The following is a 22,098-nucleotide window of genomic DNA, read 5'->3' as shown; positions in this document are numbered from 1 at the left end:
GTTTTCTCCTCGTGTTCAGGGGGGTCGGCCTGAGCGGGGAGCTTGCAGGCCGAGGTCCGGAGTACGCCGGACGTTACGCCGCCGTGAATCGCATTGGAAGAAGTTTCTGCAAGACTCTGCAAACTCGTTACAAAGTTCCTAAAGGCCCGGACCCGGGCAGCATTAACCCCGCATGTATTGAGGAGGATAATTGCAGGTCAGACAATATATGGCGCCCTTTGCAGAGCTTCGGACGCGACAGGAACCGTCTTCCGGACACCCAAGAATCATTACGATTCAGAAAGTTTCGGCAAGGGATTGCACAGATCATGTCTAGTGAGTAACTTCCGGGCAACACCCTCGAAACAACTTCCGTGGAGGCCCCCGTGGTCTGGCCACTCCCCCCACGACGCGCGAGATCGACTTTCCTGACGGGCGCCGTTCTCGCGGCAACCCTGATCGCCGCCCCTCTCGCCGCGCCGCTTCCCACCCCCGCCCTCGCCGCCTCCGCCTCTCCCCCCACCGCTCTTTCCACCTCCGCCCTCACCGCCTCGGGCCTTTCCGCCTCGGGCCTTTCCGGCGTGGCCGGGGCGGTGAGGCGGCCGTCCGCCGAACCGGTGGTCTCCGCGCTGAGCCGTACGGCGGAGCCGTCCGATCGCGACCTCGCCCGCGACGCGCTCCGCGACGACCTGACCCGTGAGCGTTTCTACTTCGCGATGACCGACCGGTTCGCCAACGGCGACACCGGCAACGACCGGGGCGGCCTGCGGGGCGACCGGCTCACCACCGGCTTCGACCCGACCCACAAGGGCTTCTACCAGGGCGGTGATCTCAAGGGGCTGCTCGGCAAGCTCGACTACATCAAGAACCTGGGCAGCACCGCGCTCTGGATCACCCCGGCGTTCAAGAACCGCCCGGTCCAGGGCACGGGGGCCGACGTCTCGGCCGGCTACCACGGCTACTGGATCACCGACTTCACGAGGATCGACCCGCATCTGGGTACGAACGATCAAATGAAGCAACTGGTGCGGGAGGCGCACAAGCGCGGGATGAAGGTCTTCTTCGACATCATCACCAACCACACGGCCGATGTGATCGACTACAGCGAGAAGACCTACTCCTACCGGTCGAAGGGCGCCTACCCCTACGTCGACGCGGACGGCGTGCCGTTCGACGACCGGCGATACGCGGGCACGGGCGACTTCCCCACGGTGAACACCGGCTCCTTCCCCTACACGCCGGTCGCGCCGAAGGGCGTCAAGACCCCCTCCTGGCTGAACGACCCGACGATGTACCACAACCGGGGCGACTCCACCTTCAGCGGCGGCGAGAACGACGAGTACGGCGACTTCTTCGGCCTCGACGACCTGTGGACCGAACGGCCCGAGGTCGTCGACGGCATGATCGACATCTACCGGACGTGGGTGCGGGAGGCCGGTCTCGACGGCTTCCGCATCGACACCGCCAAGCACGTGAACATGGAGTTCTGGGAGAAGTTCTCGCCCGCCCTGCACGGCTACGCGGCCCAGAAGGGCAACAAGCGGTTCTTCATGTTCGGCGAGGTCTACTCCGGCGATCCCGCCCTCACCAGCCGATACTCCACCCGTGGCGGGATGGACGCCACCCTGGACTTCCCCTTCCAGGAGGCCGCCCGTTCCTTCAGCGGCGGTACGGCGGGCGCGGCGCGGCTGGCCCAGCTGTTCACCGGGGACGACTACCACACCGACGCCGACGGCAACGCGGCGTCGCTGCCGACCTTCCTCGGCAACCACGACATGGGCCGCATCGGCCGCTTCCTCCAGCAGGACGTCCAGGGCGGCGCGCCGGCCACACCCGAGACGGACGCGGAACTGCTGCGCAGGGACCGGCTCGCCCACGAGTTGATGTATCTCACCCGCGGCCAGCCGGTCGTCTTCTACGGAGACGAACAGGGCTTCACCGGAAAGGGCGGCGACCAGGACGCCCGCGCGTCCATGTTCGCCTCCACGACCGCGAGCTACCTGAGCGACGACCTGATCGGCACCGCGGCCACCCACGCCCAGGACAACTTCGTCCAGACTCACCCGCTCTACCAGAGCATCTCCGCCCTGGCCAAGCTCCGCGACGCCCATCCGGCCCTGGCCGACGGCGCCCAGATCGAGCGCCTCGTCTCCGGCGGCGTCTACGCCTTCTCCAGGATCGACGCCAAGGCGCAGGTCGAGTACGTCGTCGCCGTCAACAACGCCGAGCAGGCGGCCACGGCGAGCGTGCCGACCTTCTCGGCGAACGCCCCCTTCACCAGGGTGTACGGCGAGGCCGCCGCCAAGGTCACGACGGGCGCCGACGCGAAGCTGGCGCTGACGGTCCCGGCCCTGTCCGCGGTGGTCTACCGGGCGCCGGCCAGGCTCGCCGCCCCGCAGGCGGCCCCGGCGGTCTCGATCGCGCTCCCGGGGGCCGAGGTCAGAGGAACCCCCGGGGACGGCCGGATCCCGGTCACCGCGACCGTGCCCGGCACCGGCTTCGACCAGGTGACCTTCGCCGCCAAGGCAGGCGACGGCGCCTGGAAGGTGCTGGGCACCGACGACGCGCCCAACGTCTCGGCCGCCGGCCGTACGTTCAGGGTCTTCCACGACCTGCGCGGCCTCGCGCCGGGTACGGAGATCGCCTACAAGGCGGTCGTGAAGAACTCGGCGGGCCGGTTCGCCTCGGCGACCGCGCAGACCACGGTCGGGGCCGAACCCTCCCCCGAAGAACCCGGCGCGGTCGAGCGCGACTGGCTGGTCGTGCACTACCAGCGCGACAACCCCGAGGACTACGACGGCTGGGGCCTGCACGTCTGGGGCGACGTCGAGAACCCCACCGAGTGGGGCGAGCCGCTCCCGCTGACCGGCGAGGACTCCTACGGCCGGTTCGCCTGGATCAAGCTGAAGCCCGGGGCCACCAGCGTCGGGATCATCGCGCACAAGGGCGAGGAGAAGGACGGCGGCGACCGGATCGTCGATCCCTCGAAGACCGGCGAGGTCTGGCTGGAGAAGGGTGACCCCGGCACCCATGCCTCCCGCGCCGCGGCCCAGGGCCACGCGACCGTCCACTACAGCCGCCCCGACAAGGATTACGAGGGCTGGGGCCTGCACCTGTGGGGCGACGGGCTCGGCGACGGGGTACCCACCGAGTGGGCCACGCCCCGCCCGCCGGACGGCACCGACTCCTACGGCACGTTCTGGAAGATCCCGCTGAAGGACGCCTCCGTCCCGGTGAACTTCATCATCCACAAGGGCGACACCAAGGATCCCGGTCCCGACCAGGCGCTCACCCCGGCGCTCCAGCCGGACGCCTACGTCGCCTCGGGCGTGGCGAAGGCCCATCCGACCCGGGCCGCGGCCGAGAACGTCGCGATCCTGCACTACAACCGCCCCGCCAAGGACTACGAGGGCTGGGGCCTGCACCTGTGGGGCGACGTCGCGGCTCCCACCGAGTGGGCCGCCCCGCTCCAGCCCGCGGGCGAGGACGCCTTCGGGGTCTACTTCCGCATCCCCCTGACCCAGGGGGCGAAGACCGTGAACTACATCATCCACAAGGGCGACGAGAAGGACCTGCCCGACAACCAGTCGCTGGACCTCACCGCCGTGGGCCACGAGGCCTGGCGGATCGCGGCCGTCGAAGGCTACCTGCTGCCCCAGTCCGCGTCCCGCGAGGCCGACGTCGATCTCGGCATGTCGGCGGCGCACTGGATCGACCGGGGAACCGTCGCGTGGAAGGTCGAGCCGTCCGCCTCGCTCCGGCACTCCCTCGCCTTCTCCGCGAAGGGTGACATCGCCTACGCCGAGGGCGACCTGACCGGCGACCTCCGGATCATCCGCCTGAACCCGGGCACGCTCACCGACGCGCAGAAGGCGAAGTGGCCGCACCTGGCCGCCCACGCGGCGTTCACCGTGGACCCGCGCGACGCCGACCTCGTCGCCGGTGCCCTGCGCGGCCAGGTCGTGGCCGTCGAGCGGGACGCCTCGGGCGCGCTGCTGCGCGCCACCGGCGTGCAGATCCCCGGCGTGCTCGACGACGTCTACGCCAAGGCGGCGGACGCCGAGCTCGGCCCCGCCGGGGGCTCGACGCCCCGGCTGTCGGTCTGGGCGCCGACCGCGCGGAAGGTGGAACTGGCGCTCTACTCCGGCTCGTCGGGCGCGGGCCGTACGGTCCACGAGATGCGGCGCGACGACGCGACCGGCGTCTGGTCGGTGCGGGGTCAGCCCGGCTGGAAGGGCCGTTACTACACCTTCCTGGTCACGGTCTACGCGCCCGCCGCCGGAAAGATCGTCACCAACGAGGTGACCGACCCCTACAGCCTGTCGCTGGCCGCCGACTCCGTCCGCAGCCAGCTGGTCGACCTCTCCGACCGGTCACTGCAACCCGGCGGCTGGTCCTCCCTGGCCAAACCCGAACCCGTGGCGCAGCAGAAGGCGTCGATCTACGAGCTGCACGTGCGTGACTTCTCCGCCTCCGACGCCTCGGTCCCGGCCGATCAGCGCGGTACCTACGCCGCGTTCGGCGGCGACGGAAACGGGATGAAGGAGTTGCGCAAGCTCGCCCAGGACGGGCTGACCCACGTTCACCTGCTGCCGGTCTTCGACATGGCGACCGTTCCCGAGAGGAGGGCGGACCGCGCCGAGCCGGACTGCGACCTGGCCTCGATGCCCGCCGACTCCGAGCTGCAACAGGCGTGCGTCACGGGATCCGCGGCCAAGGACTCCTTCAACTGGGGGTACGACCCGTCGCACTACACCGTGCCCGAGGGCTCCTACGCCTCGGAGCCGGACGGCTCCGCCCGGATCAAGGAGTTCCGGAGCATGGTCGGCGGCCTGAACGGGGCCGGGCTGCGGGTGGTGATGGACGTGGTCTACAACCACACCCACGCCGCCGGTCAGGACCCCACTGCGGTGCTCGACCGGATCGTGCCCGGCTACTACCACCGGCTGCTCGACGACGGCGCCGTGGCCACCTCCACCTGCTGCGCCAACACCGCTCCCGAGCACGCGATGATGGGCCGGCTCGTCGTCGACTCCATCGTCACCTGGGCCCGCGAGTACAAGGTGGACGGCTTCAGGTTCGACCTGATGGGTCACCACCCCAAGGCGAACATCCTCGCGGTCCGCAAGGCCCTGGACGGGCTGACCCTCGCCAAGGACGGCGTGGACGGCAAGTCGATCATCCTGTACGGCGAGGGCTGGAACTTCGGCGAGGTCGCCGACGACGCCCGCTTCGTCCAGGCCACCCAGGCCAACATGGCCGGCACCGGGATCGGCACCTTCAGCGACCGCCTGCGCGACGCGGTGCGCGGCGGCGGCCCGTTCGACGCCGACCCCCGGGTCCAGGGCTTCGGCTCGGGCCTGGCCGGGGCGCCCAACGGGTCACCGGCCAACGGCACCCCCGAGCAGCAGCGGGCCCGTCTCCTGGGTTACCAGGACCTGATCAAGGTGGGGCTCACCGGCAACCTGCGCGACTACGCCTTCACCGCCTCCAGCGGCGAGCAGGTCAAGGGTTCCGAGGTGAGCTACAACGGCGCCCCCGCCGGATACGCCGCCTCGCCGGGCGAGGTCGTCACCTACGTGGACGCCCACGACAACGAGACGCTGTTCGACGCGCTGGCCTACAAGCTGCCGCAGGCGACGGCGATGGCCGACCGGGTGCGCATGCAGTCGCTCTCGCTGGCCACGGCCGTGCTCGGGCAGGGCACCTCGTTCGTCCACGCGGGCAGCGAGCGGCTCCGCTCCAAGTCGCTCGACCGCAACTCCTACGACTCCGGCGACTGGTTCAACCGGCTGCTGTGGGACTGCTCCGCGGGTAACGGCTTCGGCTCGGGCCTGCCCCCCAAGCCCGACAACGAGGACAAGTGGCCCTACGCCAGGCCGCTGCTCGCCGATCCGGCGCTCAAGCCGGACTGCGCGGCGATCGGCGCGGCGCGGGCGGGGTACGGCGAGCTGCTCAAGATCCGTTCCTCCTCCCCGGCCTTCGCGCTCGGCTCCCTGGCCGAGATTCAGAGGCGCCTGACCTTCCCGACCAGCGGCACCTCGGAGACCCCGGGTGTCGTGACCATGCACCTGGACGCCTCAGGCCTCGACCCGCGCTGGACGTCGATCACCGTCGTCTTCAACGCGACCCCCGAGACGCAGCCGCAGACCGTGGCCGCGCTGAAGGGCGCCCGGGTAACGCTCCACCCCGTCCAGGCGGCCGGCGACGACGCCGTCGTGAAGCGATCGACCTTCGACCCCGCCGGCGGCACGCTGACGGTCCCGGCTCGCACGGTCGCGGTGTTCGTCCAGTCGTAGGGCGCGCACGACCACCGCGTCCGCGCCGCCGGAGAAACAGTCCTGGAAAGAAGCCGGGCCGGGTGTTACAGCACCCGGCCCGGTCAGGGAACCCGTCCATCGATCCTGGAGGCCGTTCAGAGAATCTCCGTGATTCTCTTTCCCTGTTCCTGCTTCACTGACCGGTGCCAACGGTTGCCCGCTGGTCTTACCTGGTCTCCACCGGCGTTTTACGTCTCCTCAGGGGGGAACTTCCGGGCGACGTTGAGATGATGTGGCGCGCGCTCAGGCCGCGACCTGGCCTCTTTTCAACTCCAGCGCCTCCAACGCCGGGAGCATATCGTCGAGAAGGTTGGTCGAGGCGTTGACCTCCCGATCATGGTTGGTGCCGCATCCGACGCACGTCCAGGTGCGCTCGGCCAGCGCCAGCCCTCGATGCACCTGTTTGCATTCCGAGCAGGTTTTGGAGGAAGGAAACCAGCGATCGGCCGCATGCAGGTACGCGCCGTACCAGTCGGTCTTGTAGCGGAGCTGGCGGATGAACTCCCCCCAGCCGGCGTCGTGGATCGCTCGAGCCAGCCGGTGGTTTTTCACCATCCCGGCGATGTTCAACGTTTCCACCGCGATGGCTCGTTTGGTTCTCGCGAGCCACGTGGTGGTCTGATGCAGGAAATCGGCGCGCTGGTTAGCGACCTTCAGATGCAGGGCCGCGACCTTCCGAGCCTGGCGGGCCCGATTCGCGCTGCCCTCGGCTTTGCGGGCCAACGCCCGATTCGCGCGGGCCAGGGCACGCAGTGACCTCTTCAGCGGTTTGAGAGCATGAATCTCCTCGGTACTGCCGTCGTCGTTTCTCAGCGTGAGAAAGACCGTCAGCCCGAGATCCAGGCCGCAGGCGTCCGCCTCGGCGGGGGCGGCGCGTGCGGCGTTCAGCGCGGTGCGGTCGAGGTCGAGCTGAAAAGAGATCCACCACCGGCCCGCCTGTTCCTTGATGGTGGCACCGAGGACCCGCGCGGTTCCGGCCGCGATCCGCCCGGTCAGCCAGCTCATGTCCTCGCGGGTGGCAACGGCGCCGATGCCAGGCAGTTTGACGGTGCGCGCGTCGGCGGGCTTGGCCCGGTCGGCGTCATAGCGAAACCGGCCCCCGTCGCGTCGCTTGCGCCAGGCGGGGAAACCAATCTTGCGCCCTTTACGTTTCCCGGCCCGGGAGGCGACCCAGTTCTTTAGCGCGCTTGCCCGGCAGCGGGCGGCCTCCTTGGGTACCCGCGAGGACAACCCCTCAGCGGTAAACCACGGGTAGCGGTCGGGGTGGGCGGCCCGCCACAACGCCTCCAACTGCGGGGCGCTCCACGGCACACCGGTCAGCTCGGCCTCGGCCACCCCGTAGGTCTGCTCGGCGGCGCGCTGAGCGAGCGCCGCCCGGACCTTTTCCAGGTAGAAGTTCTCCGCCACCCGCGCCAACCCAGCGTGCTGAGCCAGCCGGGTGCGCTGCTCGGGGGTGGGTGCGAGCTCGATCCGATAGCCCTGCAAAGAACGGGCCGTCTGCTGCGCCGTCTCGGACACGCCCGCCCCTCCGCCAACTCGAACTCATGAGCTATAGTAGTCGAGTGGTCACGGAGCGTCTATACGAACGGCGAGACTCGACGAGATCATAGAGAAACACTGAGAAGACATGAGGAGGACCGAACAAACAACAAGTAGTTCGGAACCCCCACCGCGCTCTCGCCATCAGAAGTCGGTGATGACGCGGCTCAGGGTGACGTGCAGGTCGGCGAGACCGCCCTTGCCCAGCAGGGCCGCCAGGCGGCGTTCGACCTCGTCGATCGCGGCGTACCCGACCACCAGCGCCTCACCGCCCCGGTCGGTGAAGACGATGAGTTTGGCCCGGCAGTCGGCCGGGCCGGACACCCTGCGCAGGTAACCCAGCTCCTCCAGGTCGTCGAACAGTTTCCCTTCGGCGCCGGTCGACACTTCGCCGACAGACGCCGTGGCGCTCGCGCGGCCGAGGGATCCTCAGGCCACTGTCCCGCCGAACTCGCGCATCGCGCCCTCGACGATCGAGCTGAGGCGGGCGTGGTGCGCGCCGCGCCAGTAGACGCGCGCGCAGGCCGTGCACCGGGCGAAGGCGTCGTACGCGCGCTCGGTGCCGTCCTCCAGATCGGGGCGGACCGCGTCCTTGCCCACGTCTCCGAGGATTCCGTTGCACGCCGTGCATCGGGTCCACGGCGCCAGCACCGGCGCGAACCGCTCCAGCACGTCGCGCAGCTGGTCGTCCGGCCGGTGGCTGTAGACGTAGGCCCCCGCCCAGATCTCCCGCCGCTTCAGCAGGCCCCGGTCCCGGGAGAGCAGCACCCGCCTCTGCTCGGCCGAGAGCGTGGCGAGCACCGGGTCGCCGAGGTCCTCGCTCTCGTAGGCCGCGTCGACCCCGAGCAGACGTAGCCGCCGTGCCAGCGTTCCCAGGTGCACGTCGAGCAGGAACCTCAGCGGCGCCCCGGGCACCTTCTGCGGCCGCTCGATCCCGCTCACCTCGACGTGTTCGCCGCCGCGCGGCACGTAGGAGACCGGCACCTCCCTGCCGTCGGCGCTCAGCCGGCCCGACTCGGTGAGCGGGACTCCCAGCGACTCGACGATGTGCCCGAGCGTCGAAGAGCTGTCAACGGCGACCACCGTGCTTCCGGCACGTCGCCGAGCCGCGACGAAGAGGTGCAGCTCGGGGGCGAAACTCAGATGAATGCCGGGACCGTCCATACGACCAGCATGCCAGCGCCCGACGATCATCGGCCATCGGTTTCGTTCCCGCCCCGAGGGCCGGCCTCACCCCTTCGCCCCGTTCATCGAACCCGGACACCCGCGCGGAAGACCGCTCGGACGTCCCGGAGCCGATCGAGATCGTCGAGGGGATTTCCGGTGACGACGAGCAGGTCGGCGTCCGCGCCCACCGCGATCCGTCCCTTCCGGTCGGCGACCCCGCACGCCTCGGCGGCGAGGCCGGTCGCCGCGACGAGTGCCTCCAGCGGGGACGGACCGTCCGCGGTGCTCTGGGCGATGGCGTACGGCAGCACGTCGTGTGGCTTGAGCTGCGTGATGCCGGCGTCCGTACCGAGCACGATCCTGGCGCCCCGCTCGTACAGGCTCCTGAAGGCCTCATGCACGGCCCGCACGCGCTTGGCGACCTCCGGCGGCAGGACCGGCGTCGAATCGCCGGGCGCGATTCCGGTCGTCAAGCTCACGAAGACGTCGCTTCCGGCGATGGCGGCGAGCAGGGCGGGGTCGGCGTCGACCCCGTCCGCCGTCATGAAGGTCGCGTGTTCGATACTGTCCACTCCCGCCGCCAGGGCATCTCCGATCGCCGGTGTGCCGTGCGCGTGGGCGGCGACCGGCAGGCCGAGCCGATGTGCCTCGTCCACGACGATCCGCAGGTCGGCCAGGGAGTACTGGGCCTCGTGCGGCGCCGAGCCCGGCGTCATGAGGCCGCCACTCAGCATGATCTTGACCACCGCGCAGCCCCTCTCGTGCCGCTCCCGCACCGCGTCGCGCAGCGCCGTGGCTCCTTCGGCCACGCCTCCCATGAAATGACAGTGGCCGCCGGGCGTGGTGATCGGGGGCCCGGCTGCGAGGATCTCCGGTCCCCTTCCGGGGTTCCGCTCTGACTCCGCGCCCAGCGCCAGCGCCAGGTAGTTGCGGTCGCCGAGGTCACGCACGGTCGTGACACCGGCCTGGAGCGCCCGGCCGGCCGCGGTCCGCATCCAGGCCAGCAGTTCCGCGTCGCCGGCGGTGGTGAACGAGGTCACCGGGTCGGGGCCGGCGTCGAAACCGAGATGCGTGTGAGGGTCGACGAGACCCGGCATCAGGAACGCCTCCGGCCCGAGGTCGGCCAGGGCCACCCCCTCGGGAGGGAGCGCACCGGAGGTGTCCACCCCGGTGATCCGCCCATCTTCCACAAAAACCGTCGTCGGCCCGGACACACTCCTGCCGTCGAACATCAGTCCGGCGCGAATCGCGAAAGGCATCATGATCGGGGGGCTCCTGGTCTGGTCTCGGCAGGCTGGGATGGGAGGTCACGGTGCGGGGCCATGGAGTCTCGGGACCCCGGCACACAACGTGGCCGGGTGCGGAGGCGGTAGGACACGGCGGCGATCGCGAGGGCCCAGCCGTACCCCCCGAACGCCGTCATGGCCGCCGCGGCGAGCAGCAGCGTCTCGGTGTCATAGTGACCGACGATCCCGGCGGTGGCCAGGACCGTGTAGATCCCACCTCCCAATCCGTACAGGGCGAGCGTCGGGGCCACCACCCACACCGGCGTCAGCGGCAGGAACCGGGGCACCCGCCTGCCCGCCGGCCACGGTGTCCAACGCGGGAACACCATTCCCCACGGTCGTACCAGGCCCAGCAGCAGAAAGACGGCGAGTGCGATGAGGACGCCGAAGAGGAACCAGCGAGACCAGGTCAGAGCTTCGCTCGGCGGGAACCGCGAGCCGTCCAGGGCATAACCGGCCACGTGAACGCCGTGGACGGCGTAGTAGGGAACGAACGCCGCGCAGCCGGCGTAGGCGATCCAGCGCACACGCCGCGGTGCGGCATGCGCCGGCGGATACTCCAGGGCCGTCACCGCCCACGGGGAATGTGCCCGGCCGCAGCGAGGGCAGGATCCAGCCGTACGGTGATGCCACGACAGCGCGGTGGCGACCAGCAGGGCGGCGCCCACGGCGAAACACCCGCGCTCGATGAAACCTGCCCAGTCCTCGTCGCCGTGGCGGTCGCGGACGGTACCGGTCGTGGCCAGCTCGATCAGGTTCATAAGCACGAAGGCGCTGCTCCCGAGGGCCAGCACGGCCGCGGTCCACACAGCGGCCGACACGGCACGACGCGGAAGTCGCCGCCCCCACGGACGGACGGTGGCGGCCGCGGCGACCGCGGCGGCGAGCAGGAGGGGCGCGGCCACCCATGCGCCATGCGGAAGGCCGAACAGCGACCCGCCGTCGAGCGCGATCGCCAGCAGGACGCAGCCGTACGTCACAGCCCACCCGCACGCCGCGTAACCCGCCCACACCGGCCATCGCCACCTCCCTGCCGGCGGCACTTCCACGCGGGCGGTGAACGGGTTCGTCATGGCGACCTCCAGATGAGTGCGGCGTCACCCGCCAGCCTCGCCCGCCCCCCGCCGCACCACCTCCCCCTCGCGGGTGAGGTCCCGACGCCGTTCGTGGGTTAACTTCACCATGAGGGAGGAACCGCGAACGGTAGCCCGACCGTGGCCGGCCCCGATCACCGACGCGGAGGCATCACATGAGGGATCGCATCGTCCGCGTGTTGAAATCGGGGCTGTACCAGTTGCTGGGAGCCGCGTTGCTGACCCCCGTCGCCGCGGGTCTCGCCCTCCTGTTCCTGACCGATCTGTCCCTGACGCGCATCCTGCTGTTGTGGGTCGCCTGCCTGCCCGCCTCGGTTCTTGTCACGTCGGTGCCGCTCGTCCAGCGCATCGAGGTCATCGCCCTGTCCGAACTACTCCACGTGGACGTGCCGGATCGTACGGACCGTCTCTACCTCTGGATCCTCACGACCCTGCATCTTTTCCTCGGCGCCACCTTGAGCGCGGTGGCACTCGCTCTTCTCCCCGGCGTCGTCCAGGTGGTCGACATCGGGCAATGGCAGGAGGATCCCGCGCCGGTGGTCCGGTTTCTCGCCGTCCTCGTCGGCGCCGTCGCGGTGATGGTCGCGGCCGGAACCGCCCAGCGATGGGCCGTGCGAAGACTGCTCCGATCCGACCCCTCGCACACGATCGAGGACCTCGATCGTCGGCAGACCCTGGCCCTTGAGCTTCATGACTCCGTCGGTCACGCCCTCAGCGTCGTCCTCGTTCAGGGGATGGCCGCCCAGGCGGTTCTCCAGGGACGGGACGACGGGGACGAGGTGGCCCGGTCCCTCGACCATCTGGTCACCACCGCCCGTGACGCACAGCAGGATCTCGACGTCCTCCTGGGCGTCCTCGACGACGCGGACGCGGCGGAGGCGCCCACGCTGCTCTCTCTCGGCAAACTGACCTGCGGGCTCGAGGTGGAGTGCCACGTCGACCCGGTCGACAAGGTCCCGGAACATACCTCGCGGGTGGCCTACGCGATCGCCCGGGAGGCGGTCACCAACGCCCTCCGGCACGGCCGCGGGCGGGTCAGGATGCACGTCGCCGTCGGTTCGGAGCTCGTCCTGTCCGTCGAGAACGAGGCCGTCGGCACTCCATCCGTCTCCCCTCCCCGGGAGGGGCGCGGGCTGGCCGGGATGCGGATGCGGGCCCGCCTGGTCGGTGGGACCTGCGAATGGAGGGAGGTGGACAGCACGTGGGGCATACGGGCCACGCTGCCGCTCCGGGCGAAGTGATCCGCGTCGTCGTCGCCGACGACGAGAAACTCATCCGCTCCGGATGGTCGACGATGCTCTCCATGCATCCGGACATCGAGGTGGTCGGCGAGGCCTCGGACGGGCGCGAGGCCGTCGCGCTGGGCATCGGCGCCGGGGTGGTCCTCATGGACATCCGGATGCCGTACATGGACGGGCTCACGGCGACCAGGGAACTCTCCCGCAGGTCTCCCGGGACCCGTGTCATCGTGGTCACCACGTTCGAGAACGACCAGCTCGTCTGGGGCGCCCTGCGAGCCGGAGCCGCCGGATACCTCCTCAAACGGGCTCCCGCGAACGAGCTGGTGGACGCCATCCGCCTGGTGCACGGCCGGGAGGCGGTCCTCTTCCCCGACGCGCTGCGCCGCATCGCGGCACCCCGTCAGGGGACGACGACGTCACGGTCGTCACTGGACCTCACCCCGAGGGAGCTGGCCGTCCTCCGTCAGATCGCCCGCGGGCAGAACAACGCCGAAATCGCGGCGACGCTGTTCGTGTCCCGGGAGACGGTCAAGACGCACGTGCGCAACGTCCTCGACAAGCTCGACGCCCGCGATCGCACCCAGGCCGTGGTCCGGGCCTACGAACTGGGGATCGTGTTCGCCGGCGTGGAGCTTCCATGATTGTCACGGAGGAGAGCGACAGGTCACCGGCGAAAACCCATGAAGTCCCACAATCGCCTCATGCGGCATGCCGCGACGACGCCGGCGCGCGTCGTCACGGACCGATCAGCTTCGCCAGACCCGGATAGTCGGCGACGATCCCGTCGTGGTCGAAGGCGAGGTCCGCGCTGAAGCCCTCGCTCTCGAAACGCACCGATCCGGGGCCCAGATGCGTGTAACGCTGGGCCTCGCGGGTCACCTGCAGGTGGGGAACCCGGACCCACGCCATGACGAAGTCCATCCGCCCCTCGCAGTTGTTGAGGCCGTGCCGGAGCACCGGCATGCTGTTCGTCAGCGGTGACAGCCCGAGGTCGCAGTCGAGCGCGTCGTTCAGGACGTTCATGTCCCCGCCGGGCGGCGGCCCTTCGAGGTCGCCCTCCGCCTTCGTCTCGCACGACCAGGTGCCGTGCGCCGAACGGCGCAGGTCGAGCGCCCGGTGCCAGCCCGCGCCGTGGGCCCGTACGCAGAGCAGCTCGGTCACGTATCCGGGAAAGGTCCGCAGGGTGTATTCCAGCCGGTAGGGCACGGGGTCCGTCCCGATCGCCACCCCGACCGCCGTCAGCTCCGACGCGAGGTTGACCTCGGCGTATTCGGCACCCTCGTCCTTCGTCCACACGAGCCCGCGCATCGCTCTCCCCTCTTTTGCCGGCTTCCTTTCGTCTTCATGAGATCGCCGACACCACACACCGACCTACCCTGGAAGATCCACACAAACCCCCTGCGCTTTTCCGGGCCTTGCCCGGCGATCCGTGGACGGCTCGTCTCCAGGTCGCCCCCCGGCCGTGTCCGCCGGAGCTCTCCGGCCACCGGGAATCCTCAGCCCAGCGCATTCCGCTGGTGAGCCATGGCCGCCGCCTCCCCACGCGAGGCGACGCCCAGCTTGGCGAGGATGTTGGAGACGTGCACGCTGGCCGTCTTCGCCGAGATGAACAACTCCCCGGCGATCTCACGGTTGCTGCGGCCCTCCGCCACCAGTCTGAGCACCTCGTGCTCACGGGCGGTGAGCCCGAACCGGGCTCCCCCGGGGGACGGCTCGCCGGCGACCGGGATCCGTGCCCGCCTGGCGAGGTCACCGATCTCGGCGGCGAGCGGCGCGGCGCCGACGTGACCGGCGAGCTCGGCCGCCCGCGTCAGGTATCGGGCCGCCTTCTCGCGCTCCCCCGCGGCGACGGCGGCGCGGTCTCCAGGGCGTGCTCGACGACCTGCAGCGCCTCGCCCCAGCGGCCCAGCGAGATCAGGGGTTCGGCCAGGTTGATCGCCAGGAAGGCGCCCGAGGTGCGGGCCAGGCCGTACGTCTCGGCGTCCGCGATGCCCCTGCGGGCGACCTCGGCGGCCTTCTCGTGCCACCCGGCCCCTTCGAGCGAGTCGGACTCGGAGATGGCGGCCCGCAGCAGCGCGTTGTAGCTGCCGGCCCGGCCCGCGATCTCCCATGCCCGCGCATAACCCTCGACCTGGGATTCCACCTCGGAGAAGCGTCGGTGGGACCAGGTGAACGTGATGAGCGCTTGCGCCTCGGTGACGTCGTCACCCATCTGGTGGGCGATGCGCATGGCCTCCTCGGCCAGGGCCTTCCTCTCCGCCCAGGTGTCGCGACCGTGGAGCACGCGCGCGAGGTTCTCCAGCACCTGGGCGCGCAGCGCCGTCGGCGGGTCGGCGGGCACGAGCCGGACGGCGGTGCGCAGGTCGTCGACGAACCCCGGCCGGCTGAGGTCGTATCTGACGAGCCCGCGCTGTCTCAGCAGCCGGGCCGCGCGGATCGGGTCGGTGCCGGTGTCGATCTCGCGCAGGGCCGCCTTGGCGAGGGAGATCCCCCGCTCGAACTCTCCCGCCAGGTGCGCCACGGTGATGGTCTGCCGCAGCACGTCGACGTGGTCGGCCTCGATCCTCTCCGCCGCGTCGGGCACCCGCTCCCACAGCTCCAGCACCCTGTCGAGCATCCGCAGCTGCTCGCCGTAGGCCGCCGACCTCCTGGCGGCGGCGGCCGCATGCCACGCGCTGACGAGCGCCCAGAGCGCGTCGTGCGCGGCATGCCAGTGGTGCGCCAGCTCGATGGCCCCCCGAGGAGCCGGCAGGATCGCGAGATCCTTCTCCAGCGCCTCGGCGAAGCGGGTGTGCAGGCGGGTGCGCTCACCGGGCAGCAGGTCGTCGTGGACGGCCTCGCGGATCAGGGCGTGCCTGAAGGCGTAGCCCTCGCCGTCGACCACGAGCACGTTGCCCGCCACCGCCGGGCGCAGCGTCCGGGAGAGGGCGTCGTCGTCGACTCCGGCGACCGCGGCGAGCAGCGCGTGCTCGATCCTGGCTCCCCCGGCGCTGGCCACCCGCAACAGCTCCTGGGTCTCCTCCGGCAGCCGCTCGACGCTGGCCAGCAGCAGGTCTCGCAGCGAGTCGGGCAGCGCCGCGCCCTCGCCGCCCTCGCTCAGCAGCGCCTCGACGAACAACGGATTTCCCTCGCTGCGGGCGTAGACCAGGTCCATGTCGACGGTGGCCGGCATCCTGTCGAGGATGCTCGCGGCCTGCTCGTCCACCTCGCGACGGCTCAGCCTCCGCAGATCGAACCGGGTGACCTGGTCGACCCGGCCGAGCTCGGCCAGCAGCGGGCGCAGCGGATGCCGGCGGTGGAGCTCGTCGGACCGGTAGGTGACGAGGATCAGCAGACGCGCGTCGGGGCGCAGGTAGCGGACGAGGAACGACAGCAGGTCGCGGGTGGAGCGATCGGCCCAGTGGGCGTCTTCGATGATCAAGATCGTCGGCGCGAGCCCGGCGAGCCGCTCCAGCAGGCCCAGCACCTGCTCGAACAGCCGGGAGCGTGTCTCGGCGCCGTCCTTGTCGGGCTCTCCGAACTCCGGCAGCAGCCGGGCGAGACCCCCCGTCGTGCCACCGGGCAGCAGCGCGGCCAGCTCCTCGTGTCCGAGGTCGCGCGCGAGCTTGCGCAGCACCGCGGTGAACGGGGCGAACGGCAGGCCGTCGGTGCCCAGCTCGAGACATCCGCCGATGAGCACCCGGCAGTCACCGGCCCGCTCGGCGAACTCCCTGATGAGACGGGTCTTTCCGACGCCGGCCTCGCCACCGGCGAGCACGGTCGAGACCGACCCGGCGCGCACACGGGCGAGCGTCTCCTCCAGAACGGCCAGCTCATCCGCCCGCCCGACGAACAGGGGGCTCACCGCATGGGTCGTCACGTCCCCAGGATGCCACCGGGCACCGACGGTTCCGCACCTCCGCCACCGCCGGCCGTGCTCTCCGCGAGGTTCGAACCTCGCGGAGAGCACGGCCGATCCGCCCGGCGCCCGTGCCGGACCTCGCGGTCGCCGTCGCAGGCCGGGTTCAGGAGGCGGTGGTGAAGGCCAGGGACGCGTTGTGCCCGCCGAACCCGAAGGAATTGGCCATCGCCGCCGCCCACCGGCCATGGCGCGGCCTCCCGGTGACGACGTCGAGCCCGATCTGGGGATCCGGGTCGTTCAGGTTCAGGATCGCGGGGACCGCCCCGTCGCGGACGGCGAGGATCGCGGCGATCGCGCCCATCGCCCCGGCGGCCCCGCACAGATGCCCGGTCATCGACTTGGTGGCGGTGACCACGGGACGCGTCCCCAGCGCCTCGGTGATCGAACGGGCCTCCGTCAGATCTCCGGTCGGGGTCGAGGTGGCGTGCGCGTGCACATGGTCGACGTCGGACGCGTCCAGTCCCGCCGAGGACAGGGCCGACCGCATCGCACGCACCTGCCCGCCCGTGTCGGCCGCGGTGATGTGATGGGCGTCGGAGGTGACACCCGCGCCGGCCAGCGTGGCGTGCGCCCGGGCTCCACGAGCCGCGGCGAATCCCTCACGTTCCAGAACCATCAGAGCCGCCCCTTCGCCGAGAACGAACCCGTCGCGCCCGGCGTCGAAGGGCCGGGACGCCTCCCGCGGAGCGTCATTGCGCCTGGACAAGGCCCTGGCCTGGGCGAATCCGGCGAGGGTGAGAGGATGCACGCACGCCTCGGCGCCACCGGCGATCACCACGTCGGCACGGCCGAGGCGGATGAGGTCCAGGCCCATCGCGATCGCCTCGGCTCCGGAGGCGCAGGCGCTCACCGGCGTGTGGGCTCCGCCCCGGGCGCCGAACTCGATGCTGACCATGGCCGCGGGCCCGTTGGGCATCAGCATGGGCACCGTGTACGGCGAGACCTTCCGCGCCCCGGACGCCTCAAGGAGGTCGTCCTGGGCGAGCAGGGTCAGCACCCCGCCGACTCCCGTGCCGATCACCACCGCCAGACGCTCGGGCTCGACCTCGGGGGCCCCGGCGTCCGCCCAGGCCTCCCCCGCGGCGACGAGGGCCGCCTGCTGGCAGCGGTCCAGCCGCCGGGCCTTCACCCGGCCCAGCACCTCGGCGGGGTCCACTCTCATCCGTCCGGCGATCCGCACGGGCAGGTCCTCCGCCCACTCCTCCTCTATCGAGGCGATGCCGGAGCGCCCTTCCAGCATGCCGCTCCAGGTCGAGGCCACATCCCCGCCCAGCGGCGTGGTGGCGCCAAGCCCGGTGACCGAGGCACCCGCCCTCATCCCGTCCCCCATCGACGACTCCCTCATCTCCGGGAACGCCACCGTGAGCGATACCGCAAAGGCGTCCCGGCACAACCCTGTCAGGGCACGTTCACCCGGCCAGGTGGCCCGACCGACGAAAATGTCACGAGAGATTTGTCGGCAATGTCACGATCATCGCCTCGGCGGCGCCAAAAAGCCCGGCCGAAAGAGAGCTCACCGGATGGATCGGCCACCGGGCGCGCCGGCGGCCCCTCATCTCGGCGGCCACCGAGGCGGCGCCCGTCGGCGTTCCGATCCCACCGCCCGGACAGGGCCGGTCTCCGAGGCCCTCCGCGATCGGCGGACCGTCCGGAAAAGAGGTTGATACTGACACGGTGGCAGCCCGTATAAACAGATCATGAACAGCCAGACACCCCCGGACCTCCTCGTCCGGGCCATCGAACAGGGCCGGGTGCCCGATCTCCACGCCGCCGTCGCCGTCCGCCACGGCCGGGTGATCCTCGAGCACTACGGTGAGGGCGAGGACTTCAGGATGAACGAGTCACTCGGCCACGTGCGCTTCACCCCCGACACGCTCCACGACGTCCGCTCGGTCACCAAGAGCGTCGTCGGCCTCCTGTACGGCATCGCCCTGGCCGACGGTCAGGTGCCGCAACCGCACGAGCCCCTGCTGCGGCACTTCCCCGAGTATCCGGACCTCGCGGAGGACCCCCGGCGCGCCGTGCTGACGGTCGAGCACGCGCTCACCATGACGCTCGGCCTGGAATGGGACGAGAGCGCTCCCTACACGAGCGCGGCCAACAGCGAGATCGCGATGGAACTCGCGCCCGACCGTTTCCGCTACATCCTGGAGCGGCCGGTCGTGGACGAGCCGGGCAGCCGGCGGTCCTACTGCGGAGGCGCTTCGGCGCTGCTGGCGCGGCTCATCGAGAAGGGCACCGGGCGAGCGGTGGAGGACTACGCGCGCGCCAGGTTGTTCGAGCCGCTGGGGATCACGCGCTTCGAGTGGTCGACCGGTGAGGACGGGGTGGCCCTGGCGGCCTCCGGGTTGCGGCTGACCCCTCGCGACCTTCTCGCGATCGGGCGGCTGGTGCTCGACGGGGGCGGCGGCGTCGTGCCCTCGTCCTGGATGGAGGCGGCGCTGCGCCCGCGCGTGCGGATCGACGAGGGTTCCCACTACGGCTATCACTGGTACGTGGGCGACACGTGGGCGGGCGGGTTCGGCAACGGCGGCCAGCGGATCTACGTGGCGCCCGCGCTGGACCTCGTGGTCGCCGTCACCGCGGGACAGTACAACCTGCCCGACCAGCCGACCGCCTCGGTCGTGCTCGAGGAGGTGGTCCTGGCGGGGATCGAACCCTGAGAGGCGTCCGCGCCTTGGCGGATCGCCGGGAAGTGACGTGCCGGTCGAGCACGACCACCGCGACCGGGAGCAGGACGATCGCAGCTCCGGCTACGAGGAGCACCCGTGGACTCCGACCGACCGCCGCGGTGACACCGGCCGAAGCCGTCGCCGTCTCCAGGTTGGCGGCATCGGCCCTTCACCGGGAAAGGCCCGGACGAACAGACTTGGATGGATCAGACGCCGAACGGCGGCGGGTAGACGATGGTGCCGCCCGGCACTGGGAGGGTGTCGTCGAACACGAGCACCATCATCGCCGCGTCGGGAACCTCGAAGGACGGGCGGATCCCGTAGGCGGAGGCCCGGGTGAACCCGAACCGCGGGTAGTACTCGGGGTGGCCGAGCACGAGGACGAGGTTCTCACCCATCGCACGGGCAGCGGTGAGACAGGCCCTGATCGCGGCCGAACCCGCGCCCCGCCTCTGGTGATGCGGCAGGACGGCGCAGGGGCCCAGTGCCAGGGCAGGGACGTCGCCGACGTGACAGCGGGTGAGCAACGAGTAGGCGACGACGGTGCCGCCGGTGTCTTCGGCCACGATGGACAGGCCGGGCCGCCACGCCGGATCGGCACGCAGCGCCTCGACGAGGTCGGCCTCCAGCGAGGTGGGGAACGCACTGAGAGTGACCTCGCGGATCGCGGGGACGTCCCGCTCAGCCTCGGGCCGAGTGATCCAGACAGGCGACATCGTGAGGGCCATTCCTCCGGTGATTTTTGGCGCAGAGACATAGATGATGCAATGAAGTGCATCGTGCCCTGCGGCTGGGTGACTTACGATCGTCCCCGCATCGGGACATGACACCGCAGCCGCTGAGCGCCTGTACCGAGGTGTCCAGCGCTCCGATTGATCAGGTCCATGTCTCGAACATAAGGGGAACCGAGACCTGCTTCATTTCCACTGTTCAACAACCGCATCAATGTCTGCGACCAACCGCTTCCAACTAGGCAGCCCCGAGACCGGCCCCGTGCAGTCCAGCCTCTCCAGGAGCTGGCGGCGATGTTGAAAGAAACGTTTCGTGATGCGATCATGACGTCGCCCAGACACGTCAGCCGCATTGACGAGGCATTCCTTGAGCACATGCTTAGGATCGGCGACATTCTCAATCTCATGGGCCTTGGGAAGCCTGAGGTCCTTCCGTCCACGCGGATTGCCTGCCACCTGGCGTATTCCGCTCTCGTCGAGCAGCAGCCATGCCTCGGTCATGCGCACTGGTATCACCGGCATGACCGAGGAGGTGACACCCGCCTCCCGAACGGCGGTTTCGATCTCGCTTTGGCGGACCTCATGCCCCACATTGTCGGCATCACGGTGCACAACAACTAGATCAACAGGGTCTCGCAACAGTTTCATGCCGACTGTCACACGCGACCTGACATCCTTGGGGACCTTGTCGAGAAGCGAGAAGTCCGGTTTGCTCAGCCTGAGCGTCACACCCCCAGGGCCCCGGCATAGTGGCGTTGAATGATGTGATGTCCGGTTCGCGGAGTGACGGACGCGAAGCCGGCCGGTAAGCAAGCAGGCACGATCTTCGAGATCATGAGGTTCTCTACGCCAAATGATCAGAGAAGGCCGTGCCTGCCCCCTCATCATTGCCGATCAACCCTGCCCTGAACCAACTGGCCGAAGTGAGCTGCGACTCCATGCCCGTCGTAGTCGCCGAGTACGCCAGCCTGCTGGATCAGTTACGGCAGGTTCCCGATCCGCGCGATCGACGCGGGATCCGACACGCGCTGGCTTCGGTACTGGCAGTGGCCGCAGCGGCGGTCCTGGCCGGAGCGCGGTCCTTCACCGCGATCGGCGAATGGATCGCTGATGCTCCAGTCCAGGTCCAGGCCATATTGGAGGTCAGACGCGACCCCGTGATCGGAGCTCATCGGCCACCACACGAGGCGACGATCCGCCGGTTGCTGGAGGTTGTCGACGCCGACATGCTCGATGCGATCCTCACTGGGTGGCTGACCGCCCGCCTGCAGATACACGCCGAAAGCGCCCCGACATCCGGGCGCGGCCGACAACGCCAGGCCATCGCGGTGGATGGCAAGGCGCTACGCGGTGCTCGCCTGGCCGAACACAGCACCGTGCACCTGCTGGCCGCCTTCGATCACAACTCCGGCTTGGTGCTGGCCCAGACCGACGTGGACGGCAAAACGAACGAGATCACCCGATTCCAGCCCCTGCTGGAAGGTCTTGACCTGGACGGATGTGTCCTCACCGCCGACGCGCTGCACACCCAGCGCGATCATGCCACCTTCCTGGTGACCAAGAAGAACGCCCATTACATACTGATCGTGAAGAAGAATCAGCCCAGCCTGCACACCCAGCTCAAACGCCTGCTGTGGAAACGGGTCCCCATTGCCGACCGCCGGCGCGATCGCGGACACGGCCGCGAGGAACGCCGCACGCTGAAGGTGCTCACCGTCAAAGCCGGCCTGCTCTTCCCGCACGCTGTCCAAGCCATGCAGATCAAACGCCAGGTCAGGGATCTGAAGCAGGGCAAATGGCGAACCGTGACCGTCTACGCCATCACCAGCCTGCCCACCTGGCAGGCCAGCCCCGCCGACCTCGCCGCATGGATCCGCGGCCACTGGAGCATCGAAAATCGGCTCCACTACGTCCGCGACGTCACCTACGGCGAGGACCACTCCCAAGCCCGCACCGGCAACGCACCCCGCAACATGGCCGCCCTGCGCAACCTCGCCATCGGCGTTCTGCGCCTGACCGGCGCGACCAACCTCGCCCAGGCCATCCGGCACCTCTCCCGAGACGCCACCCGCCCTCTGGCCCTCCTCGGCCTCACATGATCAAGAGCCGCCCAACCGACTTTGCCGGGGCCCTGGTCACACCCCTGTCGACAAACAGAGATTCAACGA

At 70.0% G+C, this 22,098-nt stretch carries 16 protein-coding genes; 5 read left to right on the top strand and 11 right to left on the bottom strand.

What is annotated here, in order from left to right; all coding sequences use genetic code 11:
* Positions 1 to 365 precede the first annotated feature (365 nt).
* Positions 366 to 6,278: a pullulanase-type alpha-1,6-glucosidase gene (pulA, locus tag J2853_RS05710; protein WP_307555678.1), complete on the top strand. Its 5,913-nt coding sequence runs from the start codon at positions 366 to 368 to the stop codon at positions 6,276 to 6,278.
* A gap of 264 nt (positions 6,279 to 6,542) precedes the next feature.
* On the opposite strand, the gene J2853_RS05705 is transcribed toward pulA, so the two are convergent.
* The 5 genes from J2853_RS05705 to J2853_RS05685 all read right to left on the bottom strand — a co-directional run bounded on the left by J2853_RS05705 (position 6,543) and on the right by J2853_RS05685 (position 11,364).
* Complete coding sequence (locus tag J2853_RS05705; RefSeq protein ID WP_307555676.1) at positions 6,543 to 7,817, bottom strand: RNA-guided endonuclease InsQ/TnpB family protein; 1,275 nt, start codon at positions 7,815 to 7,817, stop codon at positions 6,543 to 6,545.
* Positions 7,818 to 7,982: 165 nt separating this feature from the next.
* A complete protein-coding gene (locus tag J2853_RS05700) occupies positions 7,983 to 8,225 on the bottom strand; it encodes a winged helix DNA-binding protein (RefSeq protein ID WP_307555673.1) in 243 nt (80 codons plus the stop codon).
* Positions 8,226 to 8,267: 42 nt separating this feature from the next.
* Positions 8,268 to 9,002 (bottom strand): Mut7-C RNAse domain-containing protein, encoded by a 735-nt coding sequence (locus J2853_RS05695; RefSeq protein WP_307555671.1) that lies wholly within the window; start codon positions 9,000 to 9,002, stop codon positions 8,268 to 8,270.
* Positions 9,003 to 9,085: 83 nt separating this feature from the next.
* A complete protein-coding gene (locus tag J2853_RS05690) occupies positions 9,086 to 10,267 on the bottom strand; it encodes an amidohydrolase family protein (protein ID WP_307555668.1) in 1,182 nt (393 codons plus the stop codon).
* Entirely contained in the window at positions 10,264 to 11,364 is a 1,101-nt protein-coding gene (locus J2853_RS05685) for a hypothetical protein (RefSeq protein WP_307555666.1), read from the bottom strand. The genes J2853_RS05690 and J2853_RS05685 overlap by 4 nt, the downstream gene beginning before the upstream one ends.
* A 176-nt stretch (positions 11,365 to 11,540) precedes the next feature.
* Between J2853_RS05685 and J2853_RS05680 the strand changes: the two genes are divergently transcribed.
* Positions 11,541 to 12,626, top strand: a complete 1,086-nt coding sequence (locus tag J2853_RS05680; RefSeq protein WP_307555664.1) for a sensor histidine kinase — start codon at positions 11,541 to 11,543, stop codon at positions 12,624 to 12,626.
* Positions 12,587 to 13,267: a response regulator transcription factor gene (locus J2853_RS05675; protein ID WP_307555662.1), complete on the top strand. Its 681-nt coding sequence runs from the start codon at positions 12,587 to 12,589 to the stop codon at positions 13,265 to 13,267. Before J2853_RS05680 ends, J2853_RS05675 begins: the two co-directional genes overlap by 40 nt.
* 94 nt (positions 13,268 to 13,361) lie before the next feature.
* Here the strand turns inward: J2853_RS05675 and J2853_RS05670 are convergent, their stop codons facing one another.
* The 4 genes from J2853_RS05670 to J2853_RS05655 all read right to left on the bottom strand — a co-directional run bounded on the left by J2853_RS05670 (position 13,362) and on the right by J2853_RS05655 (position 17,857).
* The gene (locus tag J2853_RS05670; protein WP_307555660.1) at positions 13,362 to 13,934 is read right to left on the bottom strand and encodes a putative glycolipid-binding domain-containing protein; all 573 of its coding nucleotides are present in this window, start codon (positions 13,932 to 13,934) and stop codon (positions 13,362 to 13,364) included.
* Between the two features lie 188 nt (positions 13,935 to 14,122).
* A complete protein-coding gene (locus J2853_RS05665) occupies positions 14,123 to 14,290 on the bottom strand; it encodes a response regulator transcription factor (protein WP_307555658.1) in 168 nt (55 codons plus the stop codon).
* A gap of 146 nt (positions 14,291 to 14,436) precedes the next feature.
* Positions 14,437 to 16,485: an ATP-binding protein gene (locus J2853_RS05660; protein ID WP_307555656.1), complete on the bottom strand. Its 2,049-nt coding sequence runs from the start codon at positions 16,483 to 16,485 to the stop codon at positions 14,437 to 14,439.
* A gap of 145 nt (positions 16,486 to 16,630) precedes the next feature.
* Entirely contained in the window at positions 16,631 to 17,857 is a 1,227-nt protein-coding gene (locus J2853_RS05655) for a beta-ketoacyl-[acyl-carrier-protein] synthase family protein (protein ID WP_307555653.1), read from the bottom strand.
* A gap of 367 nt (positions 17,858 to 18,224) precedes the next feature.
* Here J2853_RS05655 and J2853_RS05650 point away from each other — a divergent pair, with 367 nt between their 5' ends.
* Entirely contained in the window at positions 18,225 to 19,190 is a 966-nt protein-coding gene (locus J2853_RS05650) for a serine hydrolase domain-containing protein (protein ID WP_307555651.1), read from the top strand.
* A gap of 215 nt (positions 19,191 to 19,405) precedes the next feature.
* Here the strand turns inward: J2853_RS05650 and J2853_RS05645 are convergent, their stop codons facing one another.
* Together J2853_RS05645 and J2853_RS05640 are read right to left on the bottom strand one after the other, a co-directional pair.
* A complete protein-coding gene (locus tag J2853_RS05645) occupies positions 19,406 to 19,915 on the bottom strand; it encodes a GNAT family N-acetyltransferase (RefSeq protein ID WP_307555649.1) in 510 nt (169 codons plus the stop codon).
* Between the two features lie 201 nt (positions 19,916 to 20,116).
* Positions 20,117 to 20,659 (bottom strand): DUF4276 family protein, encoded by a 543-nt coding sequence (locus tag J2853_RS05640; RefSeq protein WP_307555647.1) that lies wholly within the window; start codon positions 20,657 to 20,659, stop codon positions 20,117 to 20,119.
* A 209-nt stretch (positions 20,660 to 20,868) separates the two neighbouring features.
* Between J2853_RS05640 and J2853_RS05635 the strand changes: the two genes are divergently transcribed.
* Positions 20,869 to 22,029 (top strand): ISAs1 family transposase, encoded by a 1,161-nt coding sequence (locus tag J2853_RS05635; RefSeq protein ID WP_307555645.1) that lies wholly within the window; start codon positions 20,869 to 20,871, stop codon positions 22,027 to 22,029.
* Positions 22,030 to 22,098: the final 69 nt, after the last annotated feature.

Source organism: Streptosporangium lutulentum (genome assembly GCF_030811455.1).
GTDB classification, from domain to species: domain Bacteria; phylum Actinomycetota; class Actinomycetes; order Streptosporangiales; family Streptosporangiaceae; genus Streptosporangium; species Streptosporangium lutulentum.
Note: the sequence above shows the minus strand (reverse complement) of the source record. Positions and strands in the feature narration are given on the sequence as shown.